The sequence below is a fragment of the Pseudomonas sp. ADAK21 genome (assembly GCF_012935735.1).
GTDB classification, from domain to species: Bacteria; Pseudomonadota; Gammaproteobacteria; order Pseudomonadales; family Pseudomonadaceae; genus Aquipseudomonas; species Aquipseudomonas proteolytica.
Window position 1 is genome coordinate 1,831,026 of record NZ_CP052857.1, and the last position, 15,040, is coordinate 1,846,065.

Genomic DNA, 15,040 nt, shown 5'->3' on the forward strand with positions numbered 1-15,040 from the left:
GCGAGGTACCTCCATGGTGCATAGCATGACCGCCTTCGCCCGCGTCGAAAAAGCCGGCGCCCAAGGCACCCTGAGCTGGGAGTTGCGCTCGGTCAACAGCCGCTACCTGGAGCCGCACCTGCGCCTGCCCGAGTCCTTTCGCGACCTTGAAGGCGTCGTGCGCGAAGCCCTGCGCGCGGGCATCTCACGCGGCAAACTGGAATGCACCCTACGCTTTACCGAGGAAACCACCGGCAAGCCACTGCAGGTTGATCGCGAGCGCGCTGCACAGTTGGTCGCTGCCGCTGAAACCATTGCCAGCCTGATCAAGCAGCCGGCGGCACTGAACCCCCTGGAAGTCCTGGCCTGGCCCGGCGTACTGGTGGCTGACGCCACTGACCCGCAGGCACTGAACGCCGAGGCCCTGGCCCTGTTCAACCAGGGCCTCAAGGAGCTCAAGGCCGGCCGTGAGCGCGAAGGCGCCGAACTGGCCCGCCTGATCAATGAGCGCCTGACTGCCATCGAAGAAGACGTCGTGACCTTGCGCGAGCTGGTGCCACAAATGCTGGCCACCCAGCGCCAGAAAGTCCTCGACCGCTTCACCGACATGAAGGCCGACCTCGATCCGGTACGCCTGGAACAGGAAATGGTCCTGCTGGCGCAAAAAAGCGACGTCGCCGAAGAACTCGACCGCCTGAGCACCCACATCCTGGAGGTGCGTCGCGTACTCAAGTCGGCCGGTGCCGCTGGTCGGCGCCTGGACTTCCTGATGCAGGAACTCAACCGCGAAGCCAATACACTGGGCTCCAAAGCCTTCGACCCGCGCAGCACCCAGGCTGCGGTCAACCTCAAAGTGTTGATCGAGCAAATGCGCGAACAAGTACAGAATATTGAGTAAGGCAACTCCCATGACCCACAGCACCGGCACCCTGTACATCATTTCCGCCCCCTCGGGCGCGGGCAAAAGCAGCTTGGTCAAGGCCCTGACCGACACCAACCCGGAGATCCGCGTATCGGTCTCCCACACCACCCGCGCCATGCGCCCCGGTGAGGTGAACGGTGTGAACTATCACTTCGTCGAGCGCAGCGAGTTCGTGAAGATGATCGAGCACGGTGACTTCCTGGAGCGCGCCGAAGTGTTCGGCAACCTCTATGGCACGTCCCAGAGCCACCTGCAGCAGACCCTGGACGAAGGCCACGACCTGATCCTGGAAATCGACTGGCAAGGCGCCGAACAGGTCCGCCAATTGATGCCCAAGGCCCGTTCGATCTTTATCCTGCCGCCTTCACTGGAAGCCTTGCACCAGCGCCTGAACAATCGCGGCCAGGACAGCGAAGAGGTCATCGCCGGGCGCATGCGCGAAGCTGTCAGCGAAATGAGCCACTATGTGGATTACGACTACCTGATCATCAACGACGATTTTGCCCACGCCCTGGACGACCTGAAGGCGATTTTCCGCGCTAATCAGCTCCAGCAAAAACGCCAGCAGCAGCGTTTTGGCAAATTGTTGGCCGAACTGCTCGGTTGAATGGCTCTTCCCAAAACCGCTGCAAGGGCCTTACATTGGCACTTGTAGCGTGTTTGCAGGGGCCTGCGGAAAATCAGCGCTTCCCTAAACGCTGGTGATTTTTTAAACTGTTGAGTCCGCTCGCCCAACCGGGCAGCGCGCATCTTGCATTCGCTCCGAGGAATACCATGGCCCGCGTAACCGTTGAAGACTGCCTAGAACACGTGGATAACCGCTTTGAGCTGGTCATGCTCTCTACCAAGCGTGCCCGTCAATTGGCCACTGGCGGCAAAGAGCCCCTGGTCCAGTGGGAAAACGACAAGCCTACCGTTGTAGCCCTGCGTGAAATCGCTGAAGGCCTGATGAGCTACGAGTTCATCGCCAACGCCGAAATCGTTGAAGACGAACCGCTGTTTGCAGCGTTCGAGGACGAGTCCAACGAGGCCGTCTAAGCCTATGCCTGGTCGACGTAGCACGGCGCGGGGTCACAGCCTTCGGCAGGAGTTAACACTTTGCCGAGTATAGACGCCCTCGCCGATCGCTTATCGACCTACCTCGGCACCGACCAGGTCAACCTGGTCCGCCGAGCGTACTTCTACGCCGAACAAGCCCACGACGGCCAACGCCGCCGTAGCGGCGAGGCGTACGTCACCCACCCTCTTGCGGTGGCCAATATTCTTGCCGACATGCACATGGACCATCAAAGCCTGATGGCCGCGATGCTGCATGACGTGATCGAAGACACCGGTATTGCCAAGGAAGCGCTCAGCGCACAATTTGGCGAAACCGTGGCCGACCTGGTCGACGGGGTCAGCAAGCTGACCCAGATGAACTTCGAGACCAAGGCCGAGGCCCAGGCGGAAAACTTCCAGAAGATGGCCATGGCCATGGCCCGGGATATCCGGGTAATCCTGGTCAAGCTGGCCGACCGGCTGCACAACATGCGCACGCTGGAAGTGCTGTCCGGTGAAAAACGCCGGCGCATCGCCAAGGAAACCCTGGAAATCTACGCGCCCATCGCCAACCGGCTGGGCATGCATGCCATTCGTATCGAGTTCGAAGACCTCGGCTTCAAGGCCATGCACCCGATGCGTTCGGCGCGCATCTACCAGGCGGTCAAGCGCGCCCGGGGCAATCGCAAGGAAATCGTCAACAAGATCGAAGAGTCCCTGAGCCATTGCCTGGCAATCGACGAGATTGAAGGCGAAGTCAGCGGGCGGCAAAAGCATATCTACGGCATCTACAAGAAGATGCGCGGCAAGCGCCGGGCCTTCAACGAGATCATGGACGTGTATGCGTTCCGGATCATCGTCGACAAGGTCGATACCTGTTACCGCGTGTTGGGTGCTGTACATAATTTGTACAAACCCCTGCCGGGGCGCTTCAAGGACTACATCGCCATCCCCAAGGCAAACGGCTATCAGTCATTGCACACCACGCTGTTTGGCATGCATGGGGTGCCGATCGAGATCCAGATCCGCACCCGGGAAATGGAAGAGATGGCCAATAACGGCATCGCCGCCCATTGGCTGTACAAATCCACCGGCGACGAGCAGCCCAAAGGCACCCATGCCCGCGCCCGCCAGTGGGTCAAGGGCGTGCTGGAAATGCAGCAACGTGCCGGCAACTCGCTGGAATTCATCGAAAGCGTGAAGATCGACCTGTTCCCGGACGAGGTCTACGTGTTCACGCCCAAAGGCCGGATCATGGAGCTGCCCAAGGGCTCCACGGCGGTCGACTTTGCCTACGCGGTACACACCGACGTCGGCAACAGCTGCATCGCGTGCCGGATCAATCGTCGCCTGGCCCCGCTGTCGGAACCGTTGCAAAGCGGCTCCACCGTGGAGATCGTCAGCGCGCCGGGGGCCCGGCCGAATCCGGCGTGGCTCAACTTCGTGGTCACCGGCAAGGCGCGCACCCACATCCGCCACGCGCTGAAGCTGCAACGCCGGTCCGAGTCCATCAGCCTGGGTGAACGCCTGCTGAACAAGGTACTCAACGGCTTTGACAGCTCCCTGGAGAAGATCCCCGCCGAGCGCGTGCAGGCGATCCTCCACGAGTACCGCCAGGAAACCATCGAAGACCTGCTCGAAGATATCGGCCTGGGCAACCGCATGGCCTATGTCGTCGCCCGTCGCCTGTTGGGCGAAGGCGAGCAGTTGCCAAGCCCCGAAGGCCCGCTGGCCATTCGCGGCACCGAAGGCCTGGTCCTCAGCTACGCCAAGTGCTGCACGCCGATCCCGGGCGACCCGATTGTCGGGCACCTGTCTGCCGGCAAAGGCATGGTGGTGCACCTGGATAACTGCCGCAATATCAGTGAAATCCGCCACAACCCGGAAAAATGCATCCAGCTGTCATGGGCCAAGGATGTGACCGGCGAATTCAACGTCGAGCTGCGAGTGGAGCTGGAGCACCAGCGCGGGCTGATCGCCTTGCTGGCCAGCAGTGTCAACGCGGCCGACGGCAATATCGAAAAAATCAGCATGGACGAACGCGATGGTCGCATCAGCGTGGTCCAACTGGTGGTCAGCGTGCACGACCGTGTGCACCTGGCCCGTGTGATCAAGAAACTGCGTGCCCTGACCGGGGTTATCCGCATCACTCGCATGCGCGCATAACGCCTCCCCTATAGCCCGGACATTACAAGGAGTCATTCATGACCAAGACTGTTATCACCAGCGACAAGGCACCTGCTGCCATCGGTACTTACTCCCAGGCGATCAAGGCGGGCAACACCGTCTACATGTCCGGCCAGATCCCACTGGACCCAAAGACCATGGAGCTGGTTGAAGGCTTCGAAGCCCAGACCGTACAAGTCTTCGAAAACCTCAAGTCGGTAGCCGAAGCAGCGGGCGGTTCGTTCAAGGACATCGTCAAGTTGAACATCTTCCTCACCGACCTGAGCCACTTCGCCAAGGTCAACGAGATCATGGGCAAGTACTTCGAACAACCCTACCCAGCCCGCGCCGCCATTGGCGTTGCCGCCCTGCCAAAGGGTTCGCAGGTTGAGATGGACGCGATTCTGGTCATCGAGTAATACATTCGGCGCAACCCCAGGGGTTGCGCCGACTTCGTTTTAAAAGGATTTCGTAATGCGCAAAGCGCTCGTTGCCTCCACGCTGCTCACCCTGTTCCTTGGCGGCTGCGCCAGCAATCCTGCCGCCCGGGATGTGAGCGGCACCTGGATCAACCAGGTCGCCATCGATGCGGCGTCCAAGGGCGGCCCTTTGCGTGAAGCCCTGCAGGCCTATGGTCCGAACCTCGAATGGGAGGTCAATACCCGGGCCAACCAAGCGCGCTACTTCAACGGTTTTGAACGCCCTGAAGGCACGCTGGAAGGTGAAAAGTCAGGCACCTGGAATGTCGATTTCTACGGTAGCTCAACCACCGAACTCAAGCGTGATGGCAAGCAGTTGCTGCAAGTGGCCAACGACAATGAGCCCGAACAGCTCTTTGACCGGCCCAAGGACCCTGCTCCCGAAGGCGCGCCCCTGGGTGCCAACTTCGAGCGGGCGCTGTATTCGGCCTATATGGGCGGCAGCTGGAAAATCACCAGCGGCAATGGCGTCGGCGCGACGGTGCAGTTCCAGGCCAACGGCCAAGTCACCGGCCTGCCCGGCGTAGACCAATACTCACTGTGCCTGGCCGGCGATTGCGCCTCCATGAGCGGTGGCTACGACAGCATCTGGCTGCAACAAGGCGGCCAGGGCAACCCGTGGATCTTCAGTCGCAATGACAAGCAACTGGAGATTTTCCAGGCGATCAATACGTCCCAGGCCGACGAAGTACCTTCGTTCACCCCGGGGCCACGCCAGTGGTTGCTGGATAAACAGTAAAGTCACTGCAGGCACCTCGGTGTGTCAGTGACACCAAGGTGATGCTATCGCAGCGATGCGGCGACCCGACAAGCCAGCTCCCACTCAAGCCGGTAGTGCTCAGCCTTTGAGGATGGCCGCGTAGCCTTCGCGGTAACTCGGATAGGTGGGCGACCAGCCCAGTGCCTTAGCCCGCGCATTACTGCACTGCTTGCTGCCCGCGCGGCGCACGCTGGCGTCTTCGGCCCATTCGGTCACCCCAAGGTAGCCACGCAGCCAGTCAACGACTTCGGCCAGCGGTGCGGGCGCGTTGTCGACACCGATATAGACCTTCTCCAACGCCCCGCCCTGCCCTACATGCAGCAGCAGATAAGCCAGCAAGCCTGCCGCGTCATCGACATGTATGCGGTTGCCATATAAAGGCGGCTCGACCGCCACACGATAGCCTTGGCGCACCTGGCTCAACAACCATTCACGTCCAGGCCCGTAGATCCCGGTCAAGCGCACAGTCGTAGCCGGGATACCGCTGTCGAACGCCACTTGCTCGGCTTCCAGCATCACCTGCCCGGAATAGCCGACGGCCTGGGTGGGCGAGGTTTCATCGACCCATTCACCGTTTTGCTGGCCGTAGACACTGCTGCTGGAGACGAAAACAAGGTGCTTGGGCTCCTGGCCATAGTCGCCCAGCCACTCCAGCACATGCTGCAGGCCCTGGACATAAGCCTTGCGGTAGCCCGCCTCGTCGTGATCGGTTGCAGCGGCGCAGTACACCAGGTAATCCACGCCGCCGATCGGCCACGTGTCGGGACACTCTTTATTGAACAGGTCGCCGGCAATGCCGATCACCCCTTCCGGCAAGCGCGCGACATTGCGCCGCAGGCCATGAACCTCCCATCCCGCGGCCAGCAATTGACTCGCCAGCCGACTACCTACATCACCACAACCGGCAATCACCACAGAAGGCGCAGACATCACAAAACTCCGTTCTCAAAGGTCTAGATTAGCCCTCACAGGTGACCAGCGGCCAGAAAAAGCACAAATAAAGTTACTGTATTACTTCTGTTAACAAGAATTACTTGCAATAATAACCGCCCATTTGTCCTCGGCCGTCCTCCGGCCTGGCAGGACAACTACTTATTTTCAACTCTCAGGTCCGGCCAGCATGACACGCAATAACCTCCCCGCTTCGCCAACCAAGCCTCACAGCCCATCCCGCGCCTGGCGCGCGATTGCTGCGGTGCTGTTCAGCGCCCTGCTGGCACCGACCGCCGCGTTTGCAGATGCCACGGCGCCGGCAACCCCGCCTGCCGCTACGGCACCAGCCCCGGCTGCGGCCGCCGCACCTGAGCAAAATGCCGCCGTACCAGGTGCCCCGGCTGCCGCACCTGCCGCCACCGACCCGGTCGCCGCCGAGGGTGTGACCCCGGAAGATGAAACCGGCGTGGTCCTGGAAGAAGACAACACCCTGGGCATGGCACACGACCTGTCGCCGTGGGGCATGTACCAGAACGCTGACATCATCGTGAAGATCGTGATGATTGGCCTGGCCATCGCCTCGATCATCACCTGGACCATCTGGATCGCCAAAGGCTTCGAACTGCTGGGCGCCAAACGCCGCCTGCGCAATGAAATCGTCAACCTGAAAAAAGCCACCACCCTTAAAGAAGCCAGCGAAAGCGCGGCCATCAAGGGCACCCTGGCGCACCTGCTGGTGCACGACGCACTGGAAGAAATGCGCCTGTCGGCCAACACCCGCGAAAAAGAAGGCATCAAGGAACGCGTGAGCTTCCGCCTCGAGCGCCTGGTAGCGGCCTGCGGTCGCAACATGAGCAACGGCACCGGCGTGCTGGCAACCATCGGTTCCACCGCGCCGTTCGTCGGTCTGTTCGGTACCGTGTGGGGCATCATGAACAGCTTCATCGGCATCGCCAAGACCCAGACCACCAACCTCGCCGTTGTCGCCCCCGGCATCGCCGAAGCCCTGCTGGCAACTGCGCTGGGCCTGGTCGCCGCGATTCCTGCGGTGGTGATCTACAACGTGTTCGCCCGTTCGATCGCCGGCTACAAGGCCCAGGTGTCGGACGCTTCGGCAGAAGTCCTGTTGCTGGTCAGCCGTGACCTCGATCACCTGCCTACCGAGCGCAGCTCGCAACCGCACATGGTGAAAGTGGGGTAATCGGCCATGGGCCTGCATTTGAATCAAGGTGACGACGAGCTCGTCGAGAACCACGAAATCAACGTCACGCCGTTTATCGACGTGATGCTGGTGCTGCTGATCATCTTCATGGTGGCAGCACCCTTGGCTACGGTGGACATCAAGGTCGACCTCCCTGCCTCCAGCGCGAAACCCGCGCCCCGGCCGGAGAAACCGGTGTTCCTCAGCGTCAAGGCGGACCAGCGCCTGTTCCTGGGCGAAGAAGAAGTCAAATCCGAAACCCTCGGCGCGGTGCTCGACGCCCGTACCCAGGGCAAGAAAGACACGACGATCTTCTTCCAGGCCGACAAAGGCGTGGACTACGGCGACCTGATGAGCGTGATGGATGCCCTGCGGGCAGCCGGCTACCTCAAGGTCGGTCTGGTCGGACTTGAGACGGCAGCCAAAAAATGATCACGACGCGCCACAAACTGACGCGTTATGGCACCAGCCTCGCCGTCGTGCTGGGCGTCCATGCCGTCGCGATCATCCTCGCGTACCAGTGGTCGGCGCCACATATGGTGCAGTTGCCACCGGCAGCCATGGTCATCGACCTGGCGCCGCTGCCGGCACCACCGCCTCCGGCCCCGCCGAAGGTGGTGACGCCTCCACAACCGCCAGCACCGGTGGAAGAGCTGCCATTGCCGAAACTGGCAGAGGCCCCCAAGCCGACGATTTCCGTGCCCAAGCCGGTCAAACCCAAGCCCAAGCCACAGCCGCCCAAGCCTGAGAAGAAGATCGAGCCGCCCAAGGAGAAACCTTCCGAGGATCCGCCAAGCGAAAGCCCGGCGAATAATGCGCCTTCGGAAAAGTCCGCGCAGCCGCAACCCGGCCCTTCGCCGGCGCAGATCGCGGCCAAGGCAACGTGGGAAAGCACGCTGCTCGGTCACTTGGCGAAGTACAAGAAGTACCCGCCAGGCGCCCAGGCCCGTGGCAAGGAAGGCTTGAACCGCTTGCGGTTCGTGGTGGATGCCGAAGGCAAGGTGCTGTCCTATGAGCTGGTGGGCCGCTCCGGCAACGCCGATCTGGACCGCGCTACCCTGGAGATGATCCGTCGTGCCCAGCCGCTGCCCAAGCCACCGGCCGATATGTTGAAAAACGGCAGCATCGAAATCGTTGCGCCGTTTGTCTACAACATCGAGAAGCGCCGCCGCTGACCCAGTGGGAACGGGCTTGTCGGATCGCGGCGGTGCGGCGATCCGACAAGCCTCCTCTCACATTTAGGACCCGCTTGAGCGTTAAGCAAAATCCCCCGCACAAACCGCTCAATCCCCACTCTAGTTCTGATAACGTGCGCCTATCGATTGCAGCCGGTATGCTTGGCCCGCAACCTCATGGACGCCCGCTATGACTCTTACAGAATTACGCTACATCGTGACCCTCGCCCAAGAGCAACACTTCGGCCATGCCGCCGAACGTTGCCATGTCAGCCAGCCGACGCTGTCGGTGGGCGTGAAAAAGCTTGAAGACGAACTCGGTGTGCTGATTTTCGAGCGCAGCAAAAGCGCCGTGCGCCTCACCCCGGTCGGCGAAGGCATTGTCGCCCAGGCCCAGAAGGTGCTGGAGCAGGCCCAGAGCATTCGTGAACTGGCCCAAGCCGGCAAGAACCAACTGACGGCCCCGCTCAAAGTCGGCGCGATCTACACCGTCGGCCCGTACCTGTTCCCGCACCTGATCCCGCAACTGCACCGCGTCGCGCCGCAGATGCCGCTGTATATCGAAGAAAACTTCACCCACGTACTGCGCGACAAGCTGCGCAACGGTGAGTTGGACGCGATCATCATCGCCCTGCCGTTCAATGAAGCCGACGTGCTGACGTTGCCGCTCTACGACGAGCCGTTCTACGTGCTGATGCCTGCCTCTCACCCGTGGACGAAGAAAGACACGATCGACGCTGGCCTGCTCAACGACAAGAGCCTGCTGCTGCTCGGTGAGGGTCACTGCTTCCGCGACCAGGTCCTGGAAGCCTGCCCGACCCTGACCAAGGGCAACGACGGCGCCAAGCACACCACGGTCGAATCCAGCTCCCTGGAGACTATTCGCCATATGGTGGCGTCCGGCCTGGGTATTTCGATCCTGCCGTTGTCGGCCGTGGACAGCCATCACTACGCCGCCGGCGTGATTGAAGTGCGTCCGCTCACCCCGCCCGTGCCGTTCCGTACCGTGGCGATTGCCTGGCGTGCCAGTTTCCCGCGCCCGAAAGCGATTGATATCCTCGCCGACTCGATCCGCCTGTGTTCGGTGGCCAAGCCGCCTGCTGCGAGCTAAGCAAGCGTATGACAGAGCTGTCGCAGGTGTCGGTGACGGCACTCAAGGGTGTCGGTGACGCCATGGCCGAGAAACTGGCCAAGGTTGGCCTGGAAAACCTCCAGGACGTGCTGTTTCACCTGCCCTTGCGCTATCAGGACCGCACCCGCGTAGTGCCCATCGGCCATCTACGCCCTGGGCAGGATGCCGTGGTCGAAGGCACCGTCAGCGGTGCCGATGTGGTGATGGGTAAGCGCCGCAGCCTGGTGGTGCGCCTGCAGGACGGCACCGGTGGCCTGAGCCTGCGCTTCTACCATTTCAGCAACGCGCAAAAGGAAGGCCTCAAGCGTGGCACTCGTGTGCGTTGCTACGGCGAAGCCCGGCCGGGCGCATCGGGCCTGGAAATCTACCATCCGGAATATCGCGCCATTACCGGCGACGAACCGCCGCCGGTAGACACCACCCTCACCCCCATCTACCCGCTCACCGAAGGCCTGACGCAACAGCGCCTGCGCCAGCTATGCATGCAAACCCTGACCCTGCTCGGCCCGCAAAGCCTGCCCGACTGGCTGCCGCAAGAGCTGGCCCGCGATTACCAGTTGGCGCCCCTGGCTGACGCGATCCGCTACCTGCATCATCCACCGGCCGACGCGGACGTGGATGAGTTGGCCCTGGGTCATCACTGGGCCCAACATCGCCTGGCCTTCGAAGAGCTGCTGACCCATCAACTGTCCCAGCAACGCCTGCGCGAAAGCATGCGTTCCCTGCGTGCGCCAGCGATGCCCAAGGCCACGCGCCTGCCCGCGCAATACCTGGCCAACCTCGGTTTTGCGCCGACCGGTGCGCAGCAGCGCGTAGGCAATGAAATCGCCTACGACCTGAGTCAGAAAGAACCCATGCTGCGCCTGATCCAGGGCGATGTCGGGGCCGGCAAGACCGTGGTCGCCGCCCTGGCTGCGCTGCAGGCCCTGGAGGCCGGTTACCAGGTGGCGCTGATGGCGCCGACCGAGATCCTCGCCGAACAGCACTTCATCACCTTCAAGCGCTGGCTCGAACCCCTGGGCCTGGAAGTGGCGTGGCTGGCGGGCAAGCTCAAAGGCAAGAACCGCACGGCCGCCCTGGAGCAGATCGCCGCCGGCGCGCCGATGGTGGTCGGCACCCACGCGCTGTTCCAGGATGAGGTTAAATTCAAGAACCTGGCCCTGGTGATCATCGACGAGCAGCACCGTTTCGGCGTGCAGCAACGCCTGGCCCTGCGTGAAAAAGGCGTGGGCGGGCGAATGAACCCTCACCAGTTGATCATGACCGCCACCCCGATCCCACGCACGCTGGCCATGAGTGCCTATGCCGACCTCGACACCTCGATCCTCGACGAACTGCCGCCGGGCCGAACGCCTGTCAACACGGTGCTGGTCACCGACACCCGCCGTGTCGAAGTGATCGAACGCGTGCGCGGCGCCTGCGCCGAAGGGCGCCAGGCCTATTGGGTGTGCACGCTGATCGAAGAATCCGAAGAGCTGACCTGCCAGGCTGCCGAAACCACCTACGAAGACCTCACCAGCGCCTTGGGCGAGCTCAAGGTCGGGCTGATCCATGGGCGCATGAAACCTGCGGAAAAAGCCGCGGTGATGGCCGAGTTCAAGGCCGGCAACCTGCAACTGCTGGTGGCCACCACCGTGATTGAAGTCGGCGTGGATGTACCCAACGCCAGCCTGATGATCATCGAAAACCCCGAACGCCTGGGCCTGGCGCAACTGCACCAACTGCGCGGCCGTGTCGGCCGGGGCAGTGCCGCCAGCCACTGCGTGCTGCTCTACCATCCACCGCTGTCGCAGATTGGCCGCCAGCGCCTGGGGATCATGCGCGAGACCAACGACGGCTTCGTGATCGCCGAAAAGGACCTGGAACTGCGCGGCCCCGGCGAGATGCTCGGCACCCGCCAGACCGGGCTGCTGCAATTCAAGGTGGCCGACCTGATGCGCGACGCCGACCTACTGCCCGCCGTGCGCGACGCCGCCCAGGCCCTGCTGGAACGCTGGCCGCACCACGTCAGCCCGCTGCTGGATCGCTGGCTGCGCCACGGCCAGCAATACGGTCAGGTCTGATCCAGCCCCCCTGTAGGAGCGAGCTTGCTCGCGAAGAACACCCAGGCGCCACGGATATGGCGGTGCCCCGCGTCACCGTCAAGGTTCTTCGCGAGCAAGCTCGCTCCTACAGGAATGGGGACCACCATCACAAACCACAGTTAGACCCCCCTCAGCCGGACCAAGCTGGTTATACTCCAAGCAAATGTAGGAAATTGGATCCGGCCATGTCAGAAGTAGCCCACGCCACAGCCCCACCGACCGCACCCTCGGTCATTCGGGACCTGCTCGCAAAACTCGCCGTCAGCTACAAGGAAGTCATCGAACATCCAGGCCTGAACCCCGCTCGCAAGGTTCAAGCGGTGCTGCTCGACGATGCCGTGGGCGCCCTGATGGTGCTGTTCCCCCAGAGCCAACTGCTGGATCTCAATCGCCTTACCGAACTGACCGGCCGCAACCTCACCGCCGTGGCACCGGAACGCCTGGAGCGCATGCTCGGCAAACACAGCCTGAGCCTGCTGCCTGGCCTGCCACCGCTGACCAGTTCGCCGTGCCTGTACGAAGAAAGCCTGCTACGCGAGCCGACCTTACTGGTGCATTCGGGCGAAGCCACGGTGCTGCTGGAAATCGCCAGCGATGACTTCAAGCGCATGCTGAGCAAGGCCAGTGCGGCCAACTTCGGCGAGCCCTTGAGCAGCATCCGGCCCAACTTCGACCGCCCCAACGACGACCGCGACGAGATCTCCCAAGCGATGCAGGCGTTTACCGCCCGGCGTATCCAGCAACGCCTGGAAGCCACCATCGAGATCCCGCCGCTGGCCGACACCGCGCAGAAGATCATCAAGCTGCGGGTCGATCCCAACGCGACCATCGATGACATCACTGGCGTCGTGGAAACCGACCCGGCCCTGGCCGCGCAAGTAGTGAGCTGGGCGGCATCGCCGTACTACGCCTCGCCGGGCAAGATCCGCTCGGTAGAGGACGCCATTGTCCGCGTGCTGGGCTTCGACCTGGTGATCAACCTCGCCCTGGGCCTGGCGCTGGGCAAGACCCTGAGCCTGCCCAAGGACCATCCGCAACAGGCCACGCCTTACTGGCACCAGTCGATCTACACCGCGGCGGTGATCGAAGGCCTGACCCGCGCCATGCCCCGCGCCCAGCGCCCGGAAGCCGGCCTGACCTACCTGGCGGGCCTGCTGCACAACTTTGGCTATCTGTTGCTGGCCCACGTGTTCCCGCCGCACTTCTCACTGATCTGCCGGCACCTGGAGGTCAACCCGCACCTGTGCCACAGCTATGTCGAGCAACACTTGCTGGGAATCAGCCGCGAGCAGATCGGCGCCTGGCTGATGCGTTACTGGGACATGCCGCAAGAACTGTCCACGGCCTTGCGCTTCCAGCACGACCCGAGCTACGACGGCCAGTACGCCGAATACCCCAACCTGGTGTGCCTGGCCGTGCGCTTGCTGCGCGGGCGTGGGATTGGCTCGGGGCCGGAAGCCGAGATTCCGGACGAGCTGCTGGAGCGCCTGGGCCTGGACCGCAGCAAGGCAGAGGATGTGGTGAGCAAGGTGCTGGATGCCGAGGTGTTGCTGCGGGAGTTGGCGTCGCAGTTCAGCCAGGGCTGAAACGGGCGTCTGTCAAACCGCTATCGCAGGCAAGCCAGCTCCCACATTTGACCGAGTTCCAACGTTGGAATGCGCTCAAAATGTGGGAGCTGGCTTGCCTGCGATGAATCCAACTCGGTCTCTCAGGCCTTCTTTTTCTTCGGCTTCAAGTACTTGGTCAACCCCTGGAACCACATCACCAGCGCCGGGTTGCCCTTGATCTGGATCGACTTGTCCTGAATCCCCGTCATGAACGCCAGTTGCTTGTTCTTCGCCTGCATGGTGGCGAAGCCATAGGCGGCGTCTTTGAAGGCAATGGCGAACGCAGGCTCCGGGTGGACACCCGAGCGGCTGGTGATGCGCTGGTCTTTGACGATGAAGTGACGGGCAACCTTGCCGTCGAGGGTCTGCAGCTGGAACGCCAGGTCCTTGTCACCCAACTGCTGCTGGAACGCGGGGTTGTTGCGGCTGGCTTTGGCCATCATCAGGCCCAGCACCCACAGGAGAAAACGAAATTTCATGCACACGGCCTCAGTGTAATTATTGGGTGGCCGCAGCAGTTTAACGATTTGTGCGCGGAACGCTACCGATCTCCCGCGTTAGCAGGAGATCGGCTGGCGTTTACCGCTTATAGCAACAACTTGGCTTAAACGTTAGGGCAAGGTACCGGCGCCCAGTCGGCCAGGTTCGGATCGCGGCAAGTGCCTTCGATCTGTGCTTTACCGGCGCTGGCCACCTGCTTGCTTTCAGTCTGCTTGACCTTGGCGGTCAGGATGCTTTTCTCGGTGCTCACCGCTTCGGTCGGCACCTTTGGCAGTGGCGGACGCTTGGTCACGACTTTGCCGGTGGATTTGCCTTTCTTCGCCGGGACCACGGTCTTGGTGGTATCGGCGGTGGCCACGGTCACCACATCATTACGCTGCACACCCACCTGTTGCAGGTCTTTCTCGTAGGCCTGGGTGTAGTTGTTCAGGTCTTCGCTGGCCTTGCCATTGACCGCGACGATCAGGTCATTGGACTCCTTGAGGCCGGAGACGATTTCCGCCAGGCGCTTGCGGCCTTCGGTGTCGTTGACGGTCTTGGCCTTGCGGTCGGCCACAAGCTTGGTGAACGCGCTCTGGTAGCACTGCTGGGACGCCTTGGCGTACGCGGTGCTGCGATCGATGTCGGAGGCGCTTTTGTTGAAGTCAGCGGCGTAGGACGCGATGCGCTGGTTGTCGTCGCTGATCTGCTTCTGGCGCTCGGTGTAGTAACCCGCCGCGCCACCTGCCAGGGCACCGCCCGCTGCACCAATGGCGGCGTTGCGGCCGCGCTTGTCCGAATCCCCGGTCAAGGCGCCCAGCAGCGCACCACCCGCCGCGCCGAGGGCGGCGCCGGTGACGACCGACTTGGTCATGTCCGAATCGGTGGCACGCAAGTGCTGCACAGGCTCGTAGCAATTGGGGTAGTACTCGACCTTGGTGCTCGACGCGACCTTGGAGGCCGGCGACGTGGCGCAACCAGTCAACACGGTGCTGAAACCAGCCGCGATCAGCAGCAAGTAACGCTTGGAAACCGCCTTACGGGAAAAAAGCATAGGTGTGTTCTCTTTTAAGTTTGACTTGCC

Annotated in this window: 15 protein-coding genes; 12 read left to right on the forward strand and 3 right to left on the reverse strand. The window is 62.2% G+C overall.

Annotated features, from left to right (window positions below; all coding sequences use genetic code 11):
- Nucleotides 1–13: 13 nt before the first annotated feature.
- The 6 genes from HKK57_RS08455 (at nt 14) to HKK57_RS08480 (ending at nt 5,323) form a co-directional block, all read left to right on the forward strand.
- The gene (locus HKK57_RS08455; protein ID WP_029289822.1) at nt 14–877 is read left to right on the forward strand and encodes a YicC/YloC family endoribonuclease; all 864 of its coding nucleotides are present in this window, start codon (nt 14–16) and stop codon (nt 875–877) included.
- Between the two features lie 10 nt (nt 878–887).
- Nucleotides 888–1,508: a guanylate kinase gene (gene gmk, locus HKK57_RS08460; RefSeq protein WP_070994054.1), complete on the forward strand. Its 621-nt coding sequence runs from the start codon at nt 888–890 to the stop codon at nt 1,506–1,508.
- Nucleotides 1,509–1,675: 167 nt separating this feature from the next.
- Nucleotides 1,676–1,939, forward strand: a complete 264-nt coding sequence (rpoZ, locus tag HKK57_RS08465; protein WP_003176920.1) for a DNA-directed RNA polymerase subunit omega — start codon at nt 1,676–1,678, stop codon at nt 1,937–1,939.
- 60 nt (nt 1,940–1,999) lie between these two features.
- Nucleotides 2,000–4,105, forward strand: coding sequence for a bifunctional GTP diphosphokinase/guanosine-3',5'-bis pyrophosphate 3'-pyrophosphohydrolase (gene spoT, locus HKK57_RS08470; RefSeq protein ID WP_029289828.1), 2,106 nt, complete (start codon nt 2,000–2,002; stop codon nt 4,103–4,105).
- 38 nt (nt 4,106–4,143) lie between these two features.
- Entirely contained in the window at nt 4,144–4,524 is a 381-nt protein-coding gene (locus HKK57_RS08475; protein WP_025130815.1) for a RidA family protein, read from the forward strand.
- Nucleotides 4,525–4,579: 55 nt separating this feature from the next.
- The gene (locus HKK57_RS08480) at nt 4,580–5,323 is read left to right on the forward strand and encodes a hypothetical protein (protein WP_092232125.1); all 744 of its coding nucleotides are present in this window, start codon (nt 4,580–4,582) and stop codon (nt 5,321–5,323) included.
- A 99-nt stretch (nt 5,324–5,422) separates the two neighbouring features.
- Here the strand turns inward: HKK57_RS08480 and HKK57_RS08485 are convergent, their stop codons facing one another.
- Nucleotides 5,423–6,274 (reverse strand): NAD-dependent epimerase/dehydratase family protein, encoded by an 852-nt coding sequence (locus HKK57_RS08485; RefSeq protein WP_169390022.1) that lies wholly within the window; start codon nt 6,272–6,274, stop codon nt 5,423–5,425.
- Between the two features lie 190 nt (nt 6,275–6,464).
- Here HKK57_RS08485 and exbB point away from each other — a divergent pair, with 190 nt between their 5' ends.
- The 6 genes from exbB to HKK57_RS08515 all read left to right on the forward strand — a co-directional run bounded on the left by exbB (nt 6,465) and on the right by HKK57_RS08515 (nt 13,455).
- Nucleotides 6,465–7,478 carry a tonB-system energizer ExbB gene (gene exbB / locus HKK57_RS08490; RefSeq protein ID WP_029289836.1) on the forward strand — a complete coding sequence of 338 codons (1,014 nt, stop codon included), beginning with the start codon at nt 6,465–6,467 and terminating at the stop codon, nt 7,476–7,478.
- A 6-nt stretch (nt 7,479–7,484) separates the two neighbouring features.
- Entirely contained in the window at nt 7,485–7,910 is a 426-nt protein-coding gene (gene exbD, locus HKK57_RS08495; protein WP_029289838.1) for a TonB system transport protein ExbD, read from the forward strand.
- Nucleotides 7,907–8,653, forward strand: coding sequence for a TonB family protein (locus tag HKK57_RS08500; RefSeq protein WP_029289840.1), 747 nt, complete (start codon nt 7,907–7,909; stop codon nt 8,651–8,653). Before exbD ends, HKK57_RS08500 begins: the two co-directional genes overlap by 4 nt.
- A gap of 190 nt (nt 8,654–8,843) precedes the next feature.
- Nucleotides 8,844–9,764, forward strand: coding sequence for a hydrogen peroxide-inducible genes activator (locus HKK57_RS08505; protein ID WP_029289842.1), 921 nt, complete (start codon nt 8,844–8,846; stop codon nt 9,762–9,764).
- Nucleotides 9,765–9,772: 8 nt separating this feature from the next.
- Entirely contained in the window at nt 9,773–11,848 is a 2,076-nt protein-coding gene (gene recG, locus HKK57_RS08510) for an ATP-dependent DNA helicase RecG (RefSeq protein WP_029289844.1), read from the forward strand.
- A 206-nt stretch (nt 11,849–12,054) separates the two neighbouring features.
- Nucleotides 12,055–13,455 (forward strand): aminoacyl-tRNA deacylase and HDOD domain-containing protein, encoded by a 1,401-nt coding sequence (locus tag HKK57_RS08515; protein WP_070994058.1) that lies wholly within the window; start codon nt 12,055–12,057, stop codon nt 13,453–13,455.
- Between the two features lie 122 nt (nt 13,456–13,577).
- Here HKK57_RS08515 and HKK57_RS08520 read toward each other — a convergent pair whose 3' ends face one another.
- On the reverse strand, nt 13,578–13,955 hold the full coding sequence (locus HKK57_RS08520) for a hypothetical protein (RefSeq protein ID WP_029289848.1): 378 nt from the start codon (nt 13,953–13,955) through the stop codon (nt 13,578–13,580).
- Nucleotides 13,956–14,080: 125 nt separating this feature from the next.
- On the reverse strand, nt 14,081–15,010 hold the full coding sequence (gene tagQ / locus HKK57_RS08525) for a type VI secretion system-associated lipoprotein TagQ (RefSeq protein WP_070994059.1): 930 nt from the start codon (nt 15,008–15,010) through the stop codon (nt 14,081–14,083).
- Nucleotides 15,011–15,040: the final 30 nt, after the last annotated feature.

What these genes read in the sequence shown, in the direction of transcription:
- rpoZ (WP_003176920.1), top strand. Translation starts at nt 1,676, where the DNA reads ATGGCCCGCGTAACCGTTGAAGACTGCCTAGAACACGTGGATAACCGC.
- HKK57_RS08455 (WP_029289822.1), top strand. Translation starts at nt 14, where the DNA reads ATGGTGCATAGCATGACCGCCTTCGCCCGCGTCGAAAAAGCCGGCGCC.
- HKK57_RS08485 (WP_169390022.1), bottom strand. Translation starts at nt 6,274, where the DNA reads ATGTCTGCGCCTTCTGTGGTGATTGCCGGTTGTGGTGATGTAGGTAGT.
- tagQ (WP_070994059.1), bottom strand. Translation starts at nt 15,010, where the DNA reads ATGCTTTTTTCCCGTAAGGCGGTTTCCAAGCGTTACTTGCTGCTGATC.
- exbB (WP_029289836.1), top strand. Translation starts at nt 6,465, where the DNA reads ATGACACGCAATAACCTCCCCGCTTCGCCAACCAAGCCTCACAGCCCA.
- HKK57_RS08475 (WP_025130815.1), top strand. Translation starts at nt 4,144, where the DNA reads ATGACCAAGACTGTTATCACCAGCGACAAGGCACCTGCTGCCATCGGT.
- recG (WP_029289844.1), top strand. Translation starts at nt 9,773, where the DNA reads ATGACAGAGCTGTCGCAGGTGTCGGTGACGGCACTCAAGGGTGTCGGT.
- gmk (WP_070994054.1), top strand. Translation starts at nt 888, where the DNA reads ATGACCCACAGCACCGGCACCCTGTACATCATTTCCGCCCCCTCGGGC.
- exbD (WP_029289838.1), top strand. Translation starts at nt 7,485, where the DNA reads ATGGGCCTGCATTTGAATCAAGGTGACGACGAGCTCGTCGAGAACCAC.
- HKK57_RS08515 (WP_070994058.1), top strand. Translation starts at nt 12,055, where the DNA reads ATGTCAGAAGTAGCCCACGCCACAGCCCCACCGACCGCACCCTCGGTC.
- HKK57_RS08520 (WP_029289848.1), bottom strand. Translation starts at nt 13,955, where the DNA reads ATGAAATTTCGTTTTCTCCTGTGGGTGCTGGGCCTGATGATGGCCAAA.
- HKK57_RS08505 (WP_029289842.1), top strand. Translation starts at nt 8,844, where the DNA reads ATGACTCTTACAGAATTACGCTACATCGTGACCCTCGCCCAAGAGCAA.
- HKK57_RS08500 (WP_029289840.1), top strand. Translation starts at nt 7,907, where the DNA reads ATGATCACGACGCGCCACAAACTGACGCGTTATGGCACCAGCCTCGCC.
- HKK57_RS08480 (WP_092232125.1), top strand. Translation starts at nt 4,580, where the DNA reads ATGCGCAAAGCGCTCGTTGCCTCCACGCTGCTCACCCTGTTCCTTGGC.